At 69.0% G+C, this 16,762-nt stretch carries 14 protein-coding genes and 2 pseudogenes; 11 read left to right on the top strand and 5 right to left on the bottom strand.

The features are described from left to right. Nucleotides 1–33: 33 nt before the first annotated feature. From IEY61_RS21310 to IEY61_RS21300, 3 genes are all read right to left on the bottom strand, one after another. The gene (locus IEY61_RS21310; RefSeq protein WP_189047073.1) at nucleotides 34–1,104 is read right to left on the bottom strand and encodes an ABC transporter substrate-binding protein; all 1,071 of its coding nucleotides are present in this window, start codon (nucleotides 1,102–1,104) and stop codon (nucleotides 34–36) included. 68 nt (nucleotides 1,105–1,172) lie between these two features. Beyond that, entirely contained in the window at nucleotides 1,173–2,027 is an 855-nt protein-coding gene (locus IEY61_RS21305; protein ID WP_189047071.1) for an ABC transporter permease, read from the bottom strand. Between the two features lie 77 nt (nucleotides 2,028–2,104). Continuing rightward, complete coding sequence (locus IEY61_RS21300) at nucleotides 2,105–2,347, bottom strand: hypothetical protein (RefSeq protein ID WP_189047069.1); 243 nt, start codon at nucleotides 2,345–2,347, stop codon at nucleotides 2,105–2,107. A gap of 154 nt (nucleotides 2,348–2,501) precedes the next feature. On the opposite strand from IEY61_RS21300, the gene IEY61_RS21295 reads away from it, so the two are divergent. The 11 genes and pseudogenes from IEY61_RS21295 to IEY61_RS21250 all read left to right on the top strand — a co-directional run bounded on the left by IEY61_RS21295 (nucleotide 2,502) and on the right by IEY61_RS21250 (nucleotide 14,547). After that, on the top strand, nucleotides 2,502–3,305 hold the full coding sequence (locus IEY61_RS21295) for an IclR family transcriptional regulator (protein ID WP_229706281.1): 804 nt from the start codon (nucleotides 2,502–2,504) through the stop codon (nucleotides 3,303–3,305). 214 nt (nucleotides 3,306–3,519) lie between these two features. After that, nucleotides 3,520–3,654 carry a hypothetical protein gene (locus IEY61_RS31850; protein WP_268240674.1) on the top strand — a complete coding sequence of 45 codons (135 nt, stop codon included), beginning with the start codon at nucleotides 3,520–3,522 and terminating at the stop codon, nucleotides 3,652–3,654. 423 nt (nucleotides 3,655–4,077) lie between these two features. Continuing rightward, on the top strand, nucleotides 4,078–5,466 hold the full coding sequence (locus IEY61_RS21290; RefSeq protein ID WP_229706277.1) for a hypothetical protein: 1,389 nt from the start codon (nucleotides 4,078–4,080) through the stop codon (nucleotides 5,464–5,466). Beyond that, nucleotides 5,463–6,257 (top strand): annotated as a pseudogene (locus IEY61_RS32200) (ARPP-2 domain-containing protein); the annotation flags it as partial. The gene IEY61_RS21290 and the pseudogene IEY61_RS32200, both read left to right, overlap by 4 nt. Before the next feature lie 70 nt (nucleotides 6,258–6,327). Then, nucleotides 6,328–6,657, top strand: a complete 330-nt coding sequence (locus tag IEY61_RS31365; RefSeq protein WP_229706273.1) for a hypothetical protein — start codon at nucleotides 6,328–6,330, stop codon at nucleotides 6,655–6,657. A gap of 163 nt (nucleotides 6,658–6,820) precedes the next feature. Further along, a pseudogene (locus IEY61_RS32195) lies at nucleotides 6,821–7,204 on the top strand (DUF7002 family protein). Nucleotides 7,205–7,372: 168 nt separating this feature from the next. Next, a complete protein-coding gene (locus IEY61_RS21270; RefSeq protein WP_189047207.1) occupies nucleotides 7,373–7,840 on the top strand; it encodes a hypothetical protein in 468 nt (155 codons plus the stop codon). Beyond that, the gene (locus tag IEY61_RS21265) at nucleotides 7,840–9,234 is read left to right on the top strand and encodes a hypothetical protein (RefSeq protein WP_189047059.1); all 1,395 of its coding nucleotides are present in this window, start codon (nucleotides 7,840–7,842) and stop codon (nucleotides 9,232–9,234) included. Before IEY61_RS21270 ends, IEY61_RS21265 begins: the two co-directional genes overlap by 1 nt. Then, the gene (locus tag IEY61_RS21260; protein WP_189047057.1) at nucleotides 9,231–10,577 is read left to right on the top strand and encodes a VWA domain-containing protein; all 1,347 of its coding nucleotides are present in this window, start codon (nucleotides 9,231–9,233) and stop codon (nucleotides 10,575–10,577) included. Before IEY61_RS21265 ends, IEY61_RS21260 begins: the two co-directional genes overlap by 4 nt. 14 nt (nucleotides 10,578–10,591) lie before the next feature. Continuing rightward, entirely contained in the window at nucleotides 10,592–11,704 is a 1,113-nt protein-coding gene (locus tag IEY61_RS21255) for an ATP-binding protein (RefSeq protein WP_189047055.1), read from the top strand. Beyond that, nucleotides 11,701–14,547, top strand: coding sequence for a DUF5682 family protein (locus IEY61_RS21250; protein ID WP_189047053.1), 2,847 nt, complete (start codon nucleotides 11,701–11,703; stop codon nucleotides 14,545–14,547). The genes IEY61_RS21255 and IEY61_RS21250 overlap by 4 nt, the downstream gene beginning before the upstream one ends. 399 nt (nucleotides 14,548–14,946) lie before the next feature. On the opposite strand, the gene IEY61_RS21245 is transcribed toward IEY61_RS21250, so the two are convergent. Beyond that, nucleotides 14,947–15,267: a hypothetical protein gene (locus tag IEY61_RS21245; protein WP_189047051.1), complete on the bottom strand. Its 321-nt coding sequence runs from the start codon at nucleotides 15,265–15,267 to the stop codon at nucleotides 14,947–14,949. Continuing rightward, nucleotides 15,264–16,762: hypothetical protein (locus IEY61_RS21240; RefSeq protein WP_229706271.1), on the bottom strand; the 1,499-nt coding region annotated here is incomplete at its 5' end. The genes IEY61_RS21245 and IEY61_RS21240, both read right to left, overlap by 4 nt.

The following is a 16,762-nucleotide window of genomic DNA, read 5'->3' as shown; positions in this document are numbered from 1 at the left end:
TTTCGACAAATCAGTGAGGTGTTCGCTGCGGGTTCACTTTGCGGTCAGCGGCACCGGCTTGCCGTCCTGGCACTGCTGCATCTCCGACTCGGCGGGAAGGAAGTCGTTCGAGTAGTACGTGGTGGCGTCCGTACCGGCGGGCAGGAGGTCGACCGAGGAGAGCAGGTCCTGGGTACGGGTCCAACTCTCGTCGGGTGACTTGCCGACGACCGTGGCGCCGCCGGCGCAGAGCAGCGGAATAACCGCGTTCAGCTCAGCGAGGCTCTGCTGCTCGTTCGAGTTGGGGAAGTACTCCTTGACCGCCGCGGCGCCAGCCTTCGGGTCGGCGGCGACAGCCGCCCAGCCCTTGAGGCTGGCTCGGATGAATGCCTTGACGTCGTCGGCGTTGCTCTTCAGGTATTCCGAGTTGGCGAACACGCTGGTGCTGATCGTCGGGACCCCGTAATCCGCAAAGGTCCAGTTCCTGGTCTCCGCGCCCTGCTGCTCCAGCTGTACGCCGTACGAGTCGGTCGAGCCAAGGATGGCATCGACCCGCTTCTGCAGCAGCGCCTGAACCAAGGACTCCTTGGGCAGGCCCACCTGGTTGATGTCCGAGGGCTTCAGACCGTTCTTCTGCAGCAGGATGGGCATCATCGCCGTCTGCGAACCGCCGGTCGGCACGCCCACACTGCGGCCCTTCAGATCCTGAATCGAGTTGATGCCACTCGACGTCAGGGTCGTCACCTGGTTGGGGCTGGACTGGTAGAGCGTCATGATGGTCTTCATGGGAGCGCCCTTGGCGACGAGGGCGCTCGTGGTGGGCGCCTCCGCGAATGCGATCTGAGCCTTACCCGATGCGACCATCTGGGCGGTAACGCCGGAGCCGGCACCCGGAATGATCTCGACGTCCAGCCCTTCCTCCTTGTACAGGCCGTGGACTGCGGCGTACTCGAAGCCCGCGTTGAATCCGCCCGCGGTGAAGTTGAGCTGGAAGGTGAAGGGCTTGAGCTTGGTGCCGTCGGTGCCGGCGGACGAGGAGTCGCTCGAGCCGCCGCAGGCGGTGAGCGCCATGGAGGCGGCCAGCACGGACGCGACCAGCGCGAACCGCCGAGAGTTGTGGCGCATGTCTTTCCTTTCCGGGATCGTCGTCGATCCCGTTTAGTGATGTGGTGCGTGATGGAGGGGGTGATCAGTTAGTTGTTGCGCGCCCGCTGCCAGGGCGTCAGCAGCCACTCGACCAACTCGACGAGGTAGTTGAGAGCGATTCCGATAATGGTCAGCACGACGAGGACGGCGAAGATCAGCGTGGTGTCCAGGGTGCTCGTGCCCTGGAGCAGCAGGTAGCCCAGCCCGGTGTTGGCTCCGACGAACTCGGCGACGAGGGCTGCCGTCGCGGCGAGCGTCGCCGATGTCTTCAGCCCTGAGAAGATCACGGGCAGGGCGGACGGGAATCGCAAATAGCGGAAGGTCTGCCAGCGCGACGCGCCCATCGACTTGGTCAGGTAGAGCATCCGGTCGTCCAGAATCCTGAAGCCGCTGATGCTCGCCACCAGGAGCGGAAAGAAGGTCATCAGGACGGTGAGCAGGATCTTGGACTCTATGCCGAAGCCGATCCACACCACGAAGAGAGGGGCGATCGCGATCTTGGGAACGAGCTGCATGAAGACGACCGGCGGGTACACCACCTGCCTGGCGACGCGACTGAGCGCGATCATCAGACCGAGCGGGATGGCCGTCACGATGGTGATACCGAGACCGGCCACGATCTCGGACACCGTGACGCCGGTGTTCTCCCACAACAGCGGGAAATCGTTGGCCATGCGGGCGAACGTTTCCTGCGGGCTGGGCAACAGGTACGAGGGGATGTCAAACGCCTCCACCGCGCCGGCCCACAGCGCGACGATGGCCGCGAAGACCCCCACCGGGATGAGGTCCCAGGCGAGCTTACGGAGTCGGCGGGGCCGATAGGTCGTCGCCGCGGAGGTCCCAGGCGCCGCGACGGCCTTCGGAACCCCGGCGGTCGTCGGGGAGTCGGTTTGCATTGACATCGTGGGCCTTTCGTTTGAATCAGCAGCTCAGCCGGCTAGCGCCGGGGGGTGCGATGGCGTCGTCGAGAGATTGCAGGTCAGCGCCATCCGCCGCCCGCTGGTCGGGCTCGGCGAGATGCCCGCGACACAGCGTCAACCGAGAGGTCCGCACGACGGGCCACGCCGACGGCGGACGCCGACTCGAAGCCTGGGGCGTGTCGCCAGATGTCCAGGTCGCCGACGCCGGCGAACGCGGCGGCCTCGGCGAACGCGGCGGCCGACACCGAGAGGAAGGTGCCCTGACTCAGGGCCGTGAGGTGGGTGTGCACGTTCGCCACCATGCGGCCTCCCTGACTCCCGGATCGGCTGGAACGCCGTTGCTGAGTGGAACGGTATTCCAGTACTGTCGACAGCGCAAGAGGCACGTGAAAGATTGGTCACGTCGACTTCCCCGCGGCTGCCGCGGGCGAGTGTGCCAATAGAAAGCGGTGGATAATGGTTGCTGCTGGGACGCTGTCGCGTGGCTTGGCGGTGCTCTCCTGCCTTGTCGGCGAGGTCGAGGGCATGCCCCTAGCTCGCATCTCTGATCAATTAGGACTTCCCAGGAGCGCCACCCATCGGATCCTCACGACCCTCACGGACGAAGGCTTCGTCCGCCAGCTCAAACCATCGGGCAACTACACGCTTACGCTGCGTGTCGTTGGCCTGGGGTTGCGACACCTGGCGACCTCTACCATCACCGGGCTCGCCGAACCTGTCTTGACCCGCCTCGCCCTCACCTCAGGCCAGCTCGTCCGCCTGAGCCTGGTCGACAGGGAGCAGTTGATCTGGGTCGCCAAGGAGCAGGGCGCAAAGACTGGACTTCGATACGACGCTGATGTGGATCACGGCCATGTGATTCCCCTCGACTCGACTGCGACGGGGATGGCCTGGTTGTCCGCACTTCCCGAGGACCGGGCCCTACGGCTCGTCGCCCGGCAGGAGCCACCGCGGCGGCATCCGGTCGGGCCCGGAATGCCGCGCAGCCTCGCCGACGTGGCGGCCCGCATCCGCGAAGCGCGAGAGCAGGGATGGGCGCGTGTGCATGAGAGCAACGAAAGAGGGATCTCAGCGATGGCCATGCCGCTGGTGGACACGCACAGCGGCGAGGCGCTCGGAGCGGTGAGCATTGCCGGACCGAGCATTCTCCTGACCGAGGACCGGATGCGCGAAATCCTCCCGGCACTGCAACAGACTGTCGACGAGCTGGGGGGCATTGCCGCAGCACTGGTGGGCGAAGCCCACCGCAACGCGTTGTAGCCCGTACCCCCGCAGATCGCTCTGAAGGGAACGGCAGCTACCGGGGACGCGCCTGATACAACCCGAACCAGGAACCCCGCTCGACTGACATGTGGCAGCCGGTTGAACGCCGGCCGCCACACGTCAGTCGTCCATTCAGCCGCGCAGGGCTGGCCGGCGGGCCGGCACACCCGCTGTGGTCGGTCATCAATGAGTTGCTCGGTCAGGTGCGCTGGTGTTCCACGACCCGGCCAGCGCGATCCGCGCCCTCGACTCCGGCCGAGGACTTGCCCTCTACGCGGCGACCGAGAACCGTCAGATCCCCGGCCGCCTCGAGGTGGCGGACCGGCCCGAACTGGCGATCGGTTGAGAGGCGTACGTGCCACGATCGAGCACGATGTGGACGAATTTCACGCCATGCTCGGCCGCGAACGCCGACAGCTGCCCGGCCTGCGACGCGTGAGCGGTGATATGGATTTCGAAATCCCCCGACACGACACGCACCGGCGGTGTCTACGGCACGGCCATGAAGACCAGCCGCCGGCCGCCTGCAACAACCACCGGCTCGGATACAGCGGGCCACCTGGGGCGGTTTTCCCGTCGCGTCGTGTTGATCGTGGCGGGTATCGTGGCCGGGCCGGCCGCGGGACTTCGGTGCGACTTCCGGAACCCGCCTCTGAAGCGATGCTTCGCAGTTCGTGCCCCTATTCCCCGGCCGGCCCCATGGCACTGTATGGAGGGTTGGGTCGCGGTCATGCCGCGGGCGGATCGGGTTGCGTGCGAGGACGCGGTCATGTTCGTCAATGCCGCGATCGCCGCGACGGCCCAGCGCGAGTTCCGTGCTGGAGCCGCCGCGCAGCGCCTGTCGTTGGGTTTCCTCCATGAGTACGTGCTGGGCAACTACCGCGACCTGTACGCCGCGACCCTGGCCCTGGACGTCAACGATCTCAACGCTGCCATGGTCGTGACGAACCTGCTGCGCACCGCACGGGAGGCGAGCGACGAGCAGCGCGCGGTGGAAGGGCGGCTGATCGCGGCGCGGCTGCGGTCGCTGCCGCCGCATCGGGTGTACGGCGTGCTTCGCGAACTGCGCCGGTTGGGGATCAACAACCGGCGTACCCGCGTCATCGTGCGCGACTGGGTGGCGGCCCGGCCCGACCCGGCGTTCGACGCGATCAAGTACCGCCGATCGTTGTCGGTCGCCGCCCGTCACGCCCACCTGCCGCTTCCCGGCGAGGTCGGCACGGTGCTGTTCGACTGGCGCCGACCGAAGCGCTACGAGACACCGATCCTGGAGGCATGGCGACGCGCCCACTACGAGCAGCAGGCCCTGTACGAGCTGCCCTACACCGTCGCCGAGGGACTGGCCGCCCAGCACGGCATCGACCGGGCCCGCTTCCTGTCCGGCATTGCGCCCAAGCTCACCGACGGCGAACGGCTGCGGCTGCAGGGGAGCGCCGCACGGCACAGGGTCGAGGCCGTCGCCATGGACCTCGCCGCCGCACCCCTGACCCGCCTCGCGATCTACGCGCTGTCGCTGCCCCGCCCGGAACGCGCCCGGCGTCGCGACGAGCTGACCGGCGCGCTCCAGGCCGCCGCGCGCCGCGCCGCGCGCCGGCAGGCGGGCACCTGGGGCCGGGTGGTGGCCGTCCTCGACGACAGCTACTCCGCCGCCGGCTCCGGGGTGAAGCGTCGCCGGCCGCTCGCCGTCGCCCTGGCCACGTACTACCTGCTGGAGGCCCTCGCGGCCGACTTCACGGGACTGTGGCTGCACCACCGCGGCGACCCGCTGCTGGTCCACCCCATCGGCGCCACGGGGCTGGGCGTGCGCATCGTCGACGCCCTCGCACTCCGCCCCGACCGGCTCGTCATCGTCTCCGACGGCTGGGACAACGACCCACCCTGGCAGGCCGCCGAGGTGTTGCGGGTCTGGCGCACCCGCCTCGATCCCCACCAGGCCACGAGCGTCGTGCACCTCAACCCCGTCTACGACGCCGACACCTTCGACGTGCGCCGCCTTGCCGCCAGCGTGGCCACCGTAGGCGTGCGCGACGCCGAGGACGCCGCCGCGCTCGTCGAACTGGCCCGCTTCGCCACCGGCAGCGCCGGCTTCGACGAGCTACGCCGCCACCTCGCCGACCGGGTCGAGCGGTTCCTCAACACCGAGGAGGCAGTCTCGTGACGGCCGTCACCGACGGGATCGACCTGACCGGGCTGACCGCCGGCCCCGCCCAGACGTGGGGCGCAATCCGCCTCGTCCCGCTCCTGCGGCCGATCCCCATCACCGAGCTGCGCCTGCACGCCCGCCTCTACGACCCCGACGAACCCTCGATCGTCCACACCGGGCCACGCACGGCGTACCTCTCCTACATCCCGCATGCGTTCGTCGCCACCTGGACCACCGACACCACCCCGGTCGCCGCCTTCGGCACCCAGTTACGCGGCTCCGCCGACACTCGCGCTCCCGCCGGCATCCGGCTGGCGTCGCGCCGCCGCATGACTCGCCGGGAGGACCGGCAGCGGCTGCGTTTCCTGCCGCTGCACCTGGCCATGGAGGGCTACCTCGCGCTGCAGTTCGGTGGCCCGCCCATCGCCTGGCAGGAATGGACCCGTCACGCCGTCACCCGCGGCCTTTCCCCCCGGGTGGAGGCCAGCTACACCGGCGCCGCCATCGCTGGCCTCGACGACGCGCTGCGCGTCTTCGAAATCCACCCCGACCAGTGCGGCATGGTGCTCTACGTCGCTGACGCGCTCGCCGCCGCGTTCGTCGTCCCGCACCCGGACGACTACCGCGCCCTGCACCCCACGCTGTTGCAGGACTTCTACGGCGAACTGCTGTTCCATTACACCCATCTGTATCCGGCCGTACCCGACTTCACCCCGCGCCTCGACGACACCGTCATCACCAGCGTCGCCGACCTGCGCGCCCAGCTGGCCCAGGTGGCCGCCGACTGGACAGCTTTCCATGCCCTCATGGCCGATGGGCTGCTCGCCGCCGGGCGACTCACCGTCACCCCGGTACAACGGATGGGTCGCTTCACCCTTGGCCCGGTTCCTGCCCGCCTTCAACCCCGAAGCCGAAAACCACATCGGCGAAACCATCACCGACGAGGCCGGCCAGCTGGCCTACCTCAAAACGTTCCGGCTCTCGGCCGCCCAGACCCGCCGGGGACACTTGCTGTCCCAACTCGCCGCCACCGACTGGGACCTCGACGCCACCGCCACAGCACTCGGCACCGACCGGGACGGACTGGTCCAACGTCTCGACCGCGCCGGCTTCGGCCACCTGCTCCGCCCCGACATCATCGATGCCCGCCCCACGCGCGCCCGAAAACTGCGCAACCTAGCATCGAAAGCGGGGCCCACGAAGTGAACCTCCCCGGATCTTGTAGAGACTTCCCCGCTTGCGTCGGCTTTGGCGGTTGTCTCGACAGGCGTAGGCGTAGCGCTGAGGAGCGCCAGGGCCCGCTGGCTACCCGTCAACCAGGTGGTGGGCACATCGGATTCCTGGTGGCCCGTAGCCGCGGACGTCCGGCATGATGACCGTCATGGACGTCGAGGAACTGATCGCGCGTCATCCTCGGGTCTTCCACACGATGTCGGCGACCGCGTGGCCATCGGTGCAACGACACGGCCTTCTGTCCACGCAGCAACTGACAATCTGTTCGACCTCGACGTCGCCGAGCGTGACCGACTTCTGAGCGCCCCTCGCTAGCCGGTCCACCGTTCTACGCGCTCCCGGCCTGCCGCCTGCCGTGATCCGCGATCAGAAGCCGATGAAATTCGTCGCGGAAAAGATTGATCCGAACTCCTCGCTGACCGCGTATCTCGCGGCCATCAACTCCCGGGTCTTCTTCTGGGCCAGCGCTGAGCGGCTGGACCGGCCTCCGGCGAGGGCGGCAAGAAGCACGAGCCGCTGACGCTGAAGCGGGGTCAAAACTGTCGTAGCCATCCGCCATGATCCTCCTGTCATGGCGGCGCCGACACCGGTCGGCGCGGCTTCACCACGGGCGGGCCGACGAGTCCGCGACGGGGCGGGGAGGACACAGGTGACGGACGCTGACGGGAACGCCTGGCGGCGGCGTAGCGTGCTGGCGGTGGTGCCGCCCGCCCGGGCGCGCAAGTTGGCGAAGGTGCCCTTCGTCGAGCTGGCCGACGGGCGGCTACAGGGTGTGGTCTCCAGTGGCTCGGACATCGAACGGGTCTACGTCTCGTCATTGGTCGCCGGCACCCACGCCTACCACTGCAGCACCAACAACAACCGGCCCTGCGGTGGGCTACGCGGCGCGCCCTGCAAGCACCTGGAAGCTCTCGCCGACGAGGCCGTCCTCCAGTACGGCGTGGACCGGGTCGCCCGCTATCTGCGGGTCGATGCCGGTGACGGGGTGGGCAGCGGGACCGACCTGCTGGCCCGGATGGACACCCGGCACGAACCGACCCCGGCCGCGGTGGTGTTCAGCCGGTTCCTGCGCCACCTGGCCTACCTCGAACTGCCGGACAGCACCACCGCGCTGCCCGAGTTGCACTGGTTCCCGGCCACCGGGGCGGTTCGCTGATGCTGAGCACGCAACTGGCGCAGTTGCAGCAGAGCGTCCCGGTGGGGCTGGTCGACGCCGATACGGTGGTCGCCGGTTTCGACGACGCCCTGGTCGGTGGATTCGCGCGGGTCGGTGACGAGGCTGCCGCCGCACTCGCCGCCCTGGCCGGTGCCATGGCCGGCACCCCGCTGCACGACCGGGTGACCGAGGCGGTGGGCAAGGTGACCGCTGGATCGTTCAGCCAGGAGGACCTCGCCAGCCTGGCCGGTGCCCGGTCGGCCCTGCTCGGCGCGGCCCACGACGCGCTGCTCGGCCAGTTCGACGCCGCCGTCGGGCGCGACCGGGCGCCGCGGGCGGCGTCGATCGGCGTAACGGTCGAGGCGTCCGCGCCTCGTGGCGCGGCTCGGGCCTGGTTGCACGAGACGGCCGTGGCCGGTTGGCGCGGTGTCGACCACGACCTGCTCTCGGCCGTCGGGGCACCGGTCGAGGCGGCCCTGGCCGAGCCGGGGCTGCGCCGGCTGGCGGTGCTGCTGGACGGTCTCGCCGCCGAACTGCGGGCCAGCCTTCCGGTGGCCATGATGTCGCAGGTGCCGGCCCGCCGCTGGGCCGATCTGTGGTCCCGGGCCGTGCTGCTGGCTCAGGACTGGTCGGGCGCCGGCGACGTCGAGACGATCTCCGGCCGCCTGTTTCCGCTCGGCGTGGACATCCACGAGCACGGCACGGCCATCGGGGTGCAGGTGCACGGCGTACTCGAGCCATCCGACGGCCAACCCGCCCGTCTGGTCCGTACGACGGTGGTGGCCGCGAAAGTCGAGACGATCACCGGGCCGGCGGTGTGGCGACTGCTGCAGGCGCACCCGGTCCTGCTGGCCGCGCTGGCGCAACGGCGGGTGTTGACGGTTACCGACCTGCCGTTGCACGGCGGCGACCTGCGTTGGCTCGACGGGCAGGCCCGTGTCGGTGAGCAGGCCGACCCGTTCGCCACCGCCCGGTTGCTGCTCGCTCCGGCGATCGCGGCGGCCACCGCGCCGCTGGACCGACACCCGGCGGCGATCGCGGAGCCGGTGCTGCTGGAGGGCTACACGGTGCGGCAGACCGAAGGCGGGCTCACCGCCGAGTGGGACGACCAGCAGATCTTGATCGCCGTTGACCGGCTGCCGGCGGCTGGTCCGCTCACGCCCGCGCTGGTCGCCGCCGCGTCGTGCTGCCTCGGTCTGCTTCGCTGGGACGACGGTCGTTGGCTGGTGCAGCCGCTGGCGGTGCGTGCCACCGTCAAGCGCAAGCCCGTCGAGGCGCACAACGGTGACTGGGCCGAAGGTGTCACCGATCCGAAGGTGGCGAAGGCCGAGGCCAAGGCGGGCGACGCGGTGGCGGTGCTGCGCGAGCGGGCGGGACGGTTGCTGCGCCGATGACCGACTCCTTCACCCCCGGTGACCTGGCCGCCGCCAACCGCCGCCAGGTGCTCTACTGGCGACTGCTGGGCCGAATCTTCGATCCGGACGAGCAGCCCGCCCTGGAATCGGCGAGCATGGCCGTGGTCGATGATCTGGGGCTGCCCGCCATCCTGTTGGACCCGGCGGTGTCGGTGGACACCGTGATCCAGCGTTTCCCACAGCTCGCCGACGAGTTGCGCGGCCTGCTCTCCGACACCGAGGCCACCGCCACCGGCGAGGACGCCGGACCGCACCGGCCCGGCGAGGCCGAGGTACGCCGAGCGGCGCTGGTGTCGAAGCTGCTGCTCAACGTCTTCGCCACCGGCTCGGGTTCGGTCAGCGCCGGACAGTTGGCCCGTTGGCAGTCCGACGCGGGCTGGTTCGAGCAGGCGCTCGGTTGCGCACCCGGCGAGTTGCGCCGGCAGGGCACCGGGCTGGGCGCCACCCTCGCCGGCATCGAGGGTGACCTGGTCAATCGGATGCACCTGCGTGAGGTGCTGGCGGATCCGACCCTGGCCCGGCAGCTCACCCCCAGCATGTCGCTGATCGAGCAACTGCTGCGGGACAAGGCCAACCTGTCCGGGGTGGCGCTGGCCAACGCCAAGTCCCTGATCCGTCGCTTCGTCGACGAGGTCGCCGAGGTGCTGCGTACCCAGGTGGAGCAGACCGCGGTCGGCGCGATCGACCGGTCCGTGCCACCGAAGCGGGTCTTCCGCAACCTCGACCTGGACCGCACGATCTGGCAGAACCTGACCAACTGGAGCCCGGAGGACGAACGGCTCTACGTCGACCGGCTCTACTACCGACAGACGGCCCGCAAGACAACGCCGTCGCGGCTGATCGTGGTGGTGGACCAGTCCGGATCGATGGTCGACTCGATGGTCAACTGCACCATCCTGGCGTCGATCTTCGCCGGCCTGCCCAAGGTCGACGTGCACCTGATCGCCTACGACACCCGGGCGCTGGACCTGACCCCGTGGGTGCATGACCCGTTCGAGGTGCTGCTCCGCACCAACCTCGGTGGTGGCAACGACGGGCCGGTGGCGATGGCGATGGCCCGACCGAAGATCGCCGAGCCGAGGAACACCGTGCTGGTGTGGATCTCGGACTTCTACGAGTTCGACCGGTCCCAGCCGCTGTTCGACGGCATCGAGGCGGTGCACCGGTCGGGGGTGCGGTTCATCCCGGTCGGCTCGGTCAGCAGCTCCGGCCAGCAGAGCGTCAACCCGTGGTTCCGGCAACGCCTCAAGGACCTGGGCACTCCGGTCATCTCCGGCCACATCCGCAAACTCGTCTTCGAGCTCAAGAGCTTCCTCACCTAGGAGAGACACCCCTCATGTCCGAGATGCTGCGTGCCCCCGCAGAGGTCAAGTACGCCGACGAACTCGACTACCTGGAGTCGGTCGACACCGGCCCCAAGCCGTACTCGTGGCGGCTGAGCCCGCGCATGGTCCGGCTGTTCGTCCTGGGTTCGGAGCGCGCTGACGGCCTCGACCGGGACATCCCGCAGAAATGGTTCGGTGATCGCAGCTTCGTCGAACGCAGCATCGTCACGCTGGCCTCGGATCGGGGTCTGCTGCTCATCGGCGACCCGGGCACCGGGAAGAGCTGGCTCGCCGAGCTGCTGGCCGCTGCGATCTGCCGCAACTCCACCCTCGTCGTACAGGGCACCGCCGGCACCACCGAGGACCACATCAAATACTCGTGGAACGTCTCCATGGTCATCGCCAAGGGGCAGTCCCGCGAGTCGATGATCCCCTCGCCGATCATGACGGCGATGGAGCAGGGCCTGCTCGGCCGCTTCGAGGAGTTGACCCGCTCCACCAGCGACGTGCAGGACGCCTTGATCTCCATTCTGTCGGAGAAGTACGTCTCCATCCCCGAGCTCAACGACGACAACATCGTCTTCGCGAAGCCCGGGTTTTCGATCATCGCCACCGCGAACAGCCGGGACCGGGGCGTCAATGACCTGTCCTCGGCGCTGAAGCGGCGGTTCAACTTCGTCCGGATCCCGGTGGTCACCAACAAGCGCAGCGAGGCGGAGATCGTCCGGTTCCGTACCGAGGAGTTGCTCCGCCGCCATCACGTCGAGCTGGACGTGTCGCCCACCCTGCTGGACATCCTGTTGCAGAGCTTCGCCGACCTGCGGGCCGCCACCGCCTCGGCCACCAGCGACGACGACAAGCTGGAGTCGGCGCTGTCCACCGCCGAGCAGATCGGTGTGCTGGAGGACGCCATCCTGCACAGCCAGTTCTTCGGCGACCGCACCCTGCGGGCCGCCACGCTGGCCGGTTCGTTGGTGGGCTCGCTGGCCCGGCGCAGCCCGGAGGACCTGGCGATCCTCAACAAGTACCTGCACGCGGTGGTGGAGCCGCGGGCCAAGCAGGACGGCGGCGAGTGGAACGGCTTCCTCGACGGTGGCCGCCAGGCGATCGCCGCCCTGTCGTGACCGCCCCCACCCGCGTCGGTGGGTTCGGCGCGCTGCGTGAGCAGCTCACCGACGCCGCCGCCGCGTTCGCCGACGGCCCCGACGCCCTCGCCGACATCCTCACCGGCCTGGTCGACGACGTCGACCGCGCGCTGGGCGAACGGCTGGAGATCTTCCCGGTGTGCCACCACTCGCCGGCCTCCGCGCTGGCCATGGTGCGCCGGCTGCGACAGAAGCCGCCCCGGGTGATCTACCTGGAGCTCTGCGAGGACTTCCAGCCGGTCCTGGCGGAACTGCGCAACTGCCGGCTGCCGGTGGCGGTGCAGGCGTTCGCCTCGGAACTCGACGGATTTCCCGCCGCGTGGGCTCCGCTGAGCGTGATCGCCCCGGTCACCGAGGCGTCCGCGGAATACCAGGCCATCGCGTACGCGCTGGAGACGCCGGGCGTGGAGCTGGTGCTGGTGGACCGCTCCACCGACCACGTCTTCCAGTGGTCGCCGCGCGACGAGACGCCGCCTCCGGACGAGCCCGCCAACGAGCAGACCGGCGAGGACGCGGGTGAACAGGCCGCGCTGCACGGCGACGCGGTCGGCGTGGAGATCGGCGACCTGCGGCCCCGCTTCGCCGAGCTGGAGGCACACCTGCTGCACCACGGCAAGGTGCGGCACTGGTCGGAATGGTGGGACAGCTACGTCGAACGACCGCTCGTCAGCGCCGACTACGACACCTACCGCCAGGTGATGGTGCTGATCGGAAGCCTGTTCCGGCGGCTGCGTCCGCCCGGGTCGGAACGCGCCGACACCGACGAGGACCGCGAGCGCTACATGTGGACCAGGATCCGGCAACACCTCGCGGCGACCGGCGCGGATCCGGCCGACTGCCTTTACGTCTGCGGCGCCTTCCACGCCGCCAGCAGGGTCGAACAGTTCGGCCTCGACTCCCCCACCCCCGACTTCGACATCACCCCGCGCACCGCGACCAACTGGCAGTACGGGCTGATCCCGTCCAGCCACTCCGCGATCGAGGCCCAGTTCGGCCTCGCGGCCGGGTCGGTGTCGATCGCCGCCGCCAACTGGAACAAGGCGGTGAGCGCCTCAGGCGTGACGCCGTACCGGCTGGGCGGTCAGCGTGGCGCGACGAGCCGCAGCCGACGCGGGCGCGGCACGCCGGAGGCCGCCCCGGTTGAGGCAGCCACCGACCGGCTCTCCGGTTTCCTCGCCGCGCCGCCGGCCCCCGACGGGCTCGATGAGGCGGAGCTGCGCAGTTGGTGCGTGGACATCGTCCGGTTGGCCCGCCGCAACGGATACCTGGCCAGCACCGCCGACGCGATCGCGGTGTTCGAGACCTCGATCCTGTTGGCCGGGCTGCGCAACCGGGCCCGCCCCACCCCGTACGATTTCGCCGACGCGGCGGTGACCTGCATCGAGAAGGATGTCGTACCGGGTCGCCGAGACGTGCGGCGGCTCTGCGAGATCCTGCTCGGCGGGGACCGGATCGGCCAGGTCGGCTACGATGCCCTGCCACCGCTGGCCCGTGACGTGCTCCACCGGCTCCAGCCGCTCGGTCTGGACCTGGAGAAACGCACCGTGCAGCGGGCGCTGCTGGATCTGCACGGCAGCCCGGAGCTGGCTGGCTGCTCGGATCTGCTCTGGATGCTGCGGCACCTGCTGCCACCGGGCGCGGTCCGCCCGATCATGGGTGAGCATCGGCTCGGCCACCGGTCGATCCAGGAGAGCTGGGATCTGGCGCTGGGCCGCCACCAGCGCGCGCTGATCGAACTCGGCTACGAGGGGGTGACCGTCGAACAGGTGCTGGAACAGCGCCTGCGTCGGGCGGCACACGGCCCTGAGGCGACGGCCGTCAGCGCCCTCGCGGCGGTCGAGGACGCCATCCGGCTGCTGAACAGCCCCCGGCTGGTCGACGAGTTGGGCACCCGCGCGGTCGAGTTGCTCGCAGGCGAACGCACCGTCGACGACGCCCCGGAGGTGTTGCGCCGCATCCGCCGGCTGCTCGCCCACCACCAGGCCACCGCACCGAGGCTGCCGGCCTGGTGCGAGGCGTTCGTGACCACCGGGTACGCCCACTACTGCACCCTGCTGCCGACCGCGTTCGTCGCGGAGGAGACCGGCGTCCGGCAGGTCGGGGCGATGCTCGGCTTCCTGTTCAGTCTGGAGAGCCTGGCGCTGTCCCTGGGTTGCGACCGGTCCCAACTCGAACTCGCGTTGGCGCAGTCCCATCCGCAGGCGCCACCCAAGGTCGCCCTGCTCTGGGCGGCCCACCACCAGCTCGGCATGCTGCCGTTGGCCGAGTTGCGGGCCCGCTGCCTGGAACTGCTGTCCAACCCGCTGCTGCTGCCCGCCTTCCCGCAGTATCTTTCCGGTTTCGTGCACGCGCTGGAGCCGGTGCCAGGGCTCGCGCCGTTCGTGGTGGAGACGATGTCCACCGCGTTCGCCCGGCTCCCCGACCCGGTGCTGCTGCCCTGGCTGCCCAACCTGGTCACCACCCTGCGCGAGCACGGGCCGGAGTTGGTGCCGTTGCTGGTGCGGGAGGCCGGGCGCACCTTCCCGGGCACGCTGTCCGCGCTGGACTCCTGGGTGCCGCCCTGGTCGGGCACCACCCCCACTGCCGCGCCGGTACGCTCCGACCGGCCCGCAGGGCAGGTACATCTCCTGTTGGCCGACCACCGGGAGCCGGTGGACGCGGTCGCCGCGCTGCTCGGCGTCGAGGGTGACTGGCAGCGCTCCGGCGACGGCGCGACGGGTTCCACCGCAGCCGCCCTCGTGCAGGTCCATCCGGGCACCGCCGAGGCCATCGCGGCGTTGCTGCGCCTGCCGCGATCGCCGGTCCGGCAGGAGGTGCGGTAGTCGACGGTGGAGGTCATGAGGGGTGACACGAGCACCACCGGCGGGAGCACGGCGATGTCGGCGGTGTTGCCGTCCAGGCCCACTGCGGTTTCGGCCCACTCGCCTGATCCGGGCGCGTCCGAGCGCCGTCAGGGCGAGGTCGGTGAAGAAGGCGATGGCCCGCCGGTCGTCCCGCCGGCGCCGAGCAGCCACGACTCCAGGGGCCCGAGCAAGTTCATCCCGACGAGCATCGCGAGGGCCGCCTCAGGGTCGAGCCGCGCAAGTCGCCGCTGTTCGCCCACGCACGAAGTTGATGTCCTTCGGCGCCTGATCTTGCCCGAACTGCAATCCGCCGCGTCCGAGGGCTGCGGCGATGATCAGCCGGGGTCGTTACAGGCCGACCCCAGGTCAAAGATCAAGCTAGTCCTCGTCGTAGTCGATGGCCACGTCGAATGCGTTGTCGTCGTAGACGCGCTCCAGGAACTCACGGGCTTCGTCGTCGGTGAGGACGTTGCGGCCAGAGGCTCGGAATACCAATTGCTGGAGTTCGCCCGCCGGCAGCTCAGCATCGATCGCCCGCCCGAAGGCCTGCGCGTTGCGCCATCGTTCCTGGGGATCGTCACCAAGTGACGCCTGCAGGGCCGCCGAGGCGGCCCGGTCGTCGGACGCTTCGGCGTGGTAGAAGCGCTCCAGGAACGCGCGGACCCGCTCCAGGGTGGCGGTGATGGGCTCGTCGGTCATTCGAAGTAGGCCGTCTCGATCATGAAGTGCCGCTGGGTGTCGTCGGAGATCACCAGCCGCAGCACGAGCGTGGTCAACGGCCGGGTGATCGGTACGACCAGGTTATCCGGATCGAGCTCGAAGCCGCGGCCCAGACCGGCCGGCGCGGGGTGGCTGACACCGGTCTGCGAGCCCGTGGGTTTGCTGCTGCCGTCAGGCGCGGTGAATGCCGCGTCGATGACCGACTTTTTGGCCGCGAGCGCAGCCTGAATGGTGCTCTCCATCATCTTGTTGTTGGTGAAGTGCGTGACCTCCTTGCTGACCATGTGCGGCAGCGACTTGGCCCATTTGTCGAGCGCCGCGAAGACCTGGTCCCGCTTGGTCTCGTCGATGCTGCGGTATTCGGTGATAGTCGCCTGCGCCGCGGCGATCCGCTCGGTGAGTTTACGAATCTTCTCCAGCCGCTTCGGATTTGGCGCGAATGTCTGTTGCTCGGTCAGATCTCGGGTCAGCGCGTTGATGACGTCCTGCTGCTTCTGGATCTTGTCGTTCCGTACGGTCTTGAACATATCGAGGGCGTCTGTCAACCGTTGCTTGAGCATCGCGTCCGTGACACTCTCGCCGTGCTTGGTGATCAGGTGGATGGTCTTTGGCTTCGCGGCGGTCAATATCGTGTGCCCCTCGTGCGCCGCCAAGCCACCCGGCGCGTGTGAGAACGACGACCCAGAAGTGGGCGGACCGGTCCTCGTGGTGGGTGGGCTGGCGACGTAGCGGTACTGCCAGACGTCGCCGGACCTGCTGGCGCTCAATTCCTTGAAGATGGGGTGCGCAGCCTTGACCTTCCTGGTCTCGGCGCTGATCTGGCGATCGGTGGCGCCGCTCGCCTTGTACTTGTCCGTCAGGCCGTCCAGCGTCTTGAGGCCGGCACTGAGTTCTTCCTTGTATACCTGCGATCCCTCCGGAGCGGCAGCCTGCTTGCCGCCCTTGCCCCTCCCTTTGCCTTTGAGCTTGGTCCAGAGTTTTTTGGCGAGGGCGACGATTTTGTCGACGATCCAGCCGACTGCTTTCTTGATTGGTTTGCTGAGGGCTTTGAAGAGGCTTTTGATCTTGTTGGCGATGCCGCCGATGCCCATGACCGCGGCGAGGACGCCGATGAGTACGGGCACCGACCGCGCCAGGGCCTTCTCGATCAGCGCCGGCACCCCGCCCGCGCCACCACCGGCGATGGCGATGATGGCGTCGAGGACGGAGTTGACGAACTCGATGATCTGGGCGCCCTGGGTGATGATGAACGTGACGAAGTCGATGATCATCTTGGCGGCGCGGATGAAGGCCGACGCGGGGTTGAGCAGGCTGAGGACCCAGGTGATGCCGGCCATCAGGATGGTTGGGATCAGGTACTCGCTGATCTTGGAGAAGAGGTTGGCCTTGAGGTCGCCGACCTTCTCCTTGATCTCCTCCCAGATGCCGCCGAGGCCCTGGGACTGCACCTTCTGCACGATGGGCACGGACTTCT

Origin of the sequence: Micromonospora sonchi (assembly GCF_014646235.1) — a bacterium.
Classification (GTDB): domain Bacteria; phylum Actinomycetota; class Actinomycetes; order Mycobacteriales; family Micromonosporaceae; genus Micromonospora; species Micromonospora sonchi.
The sequence above is the reverse complement of the archived record's forward strand: the minus strand, read 5'-3'. Positions and strand labels throughout refer to the sequence as shown.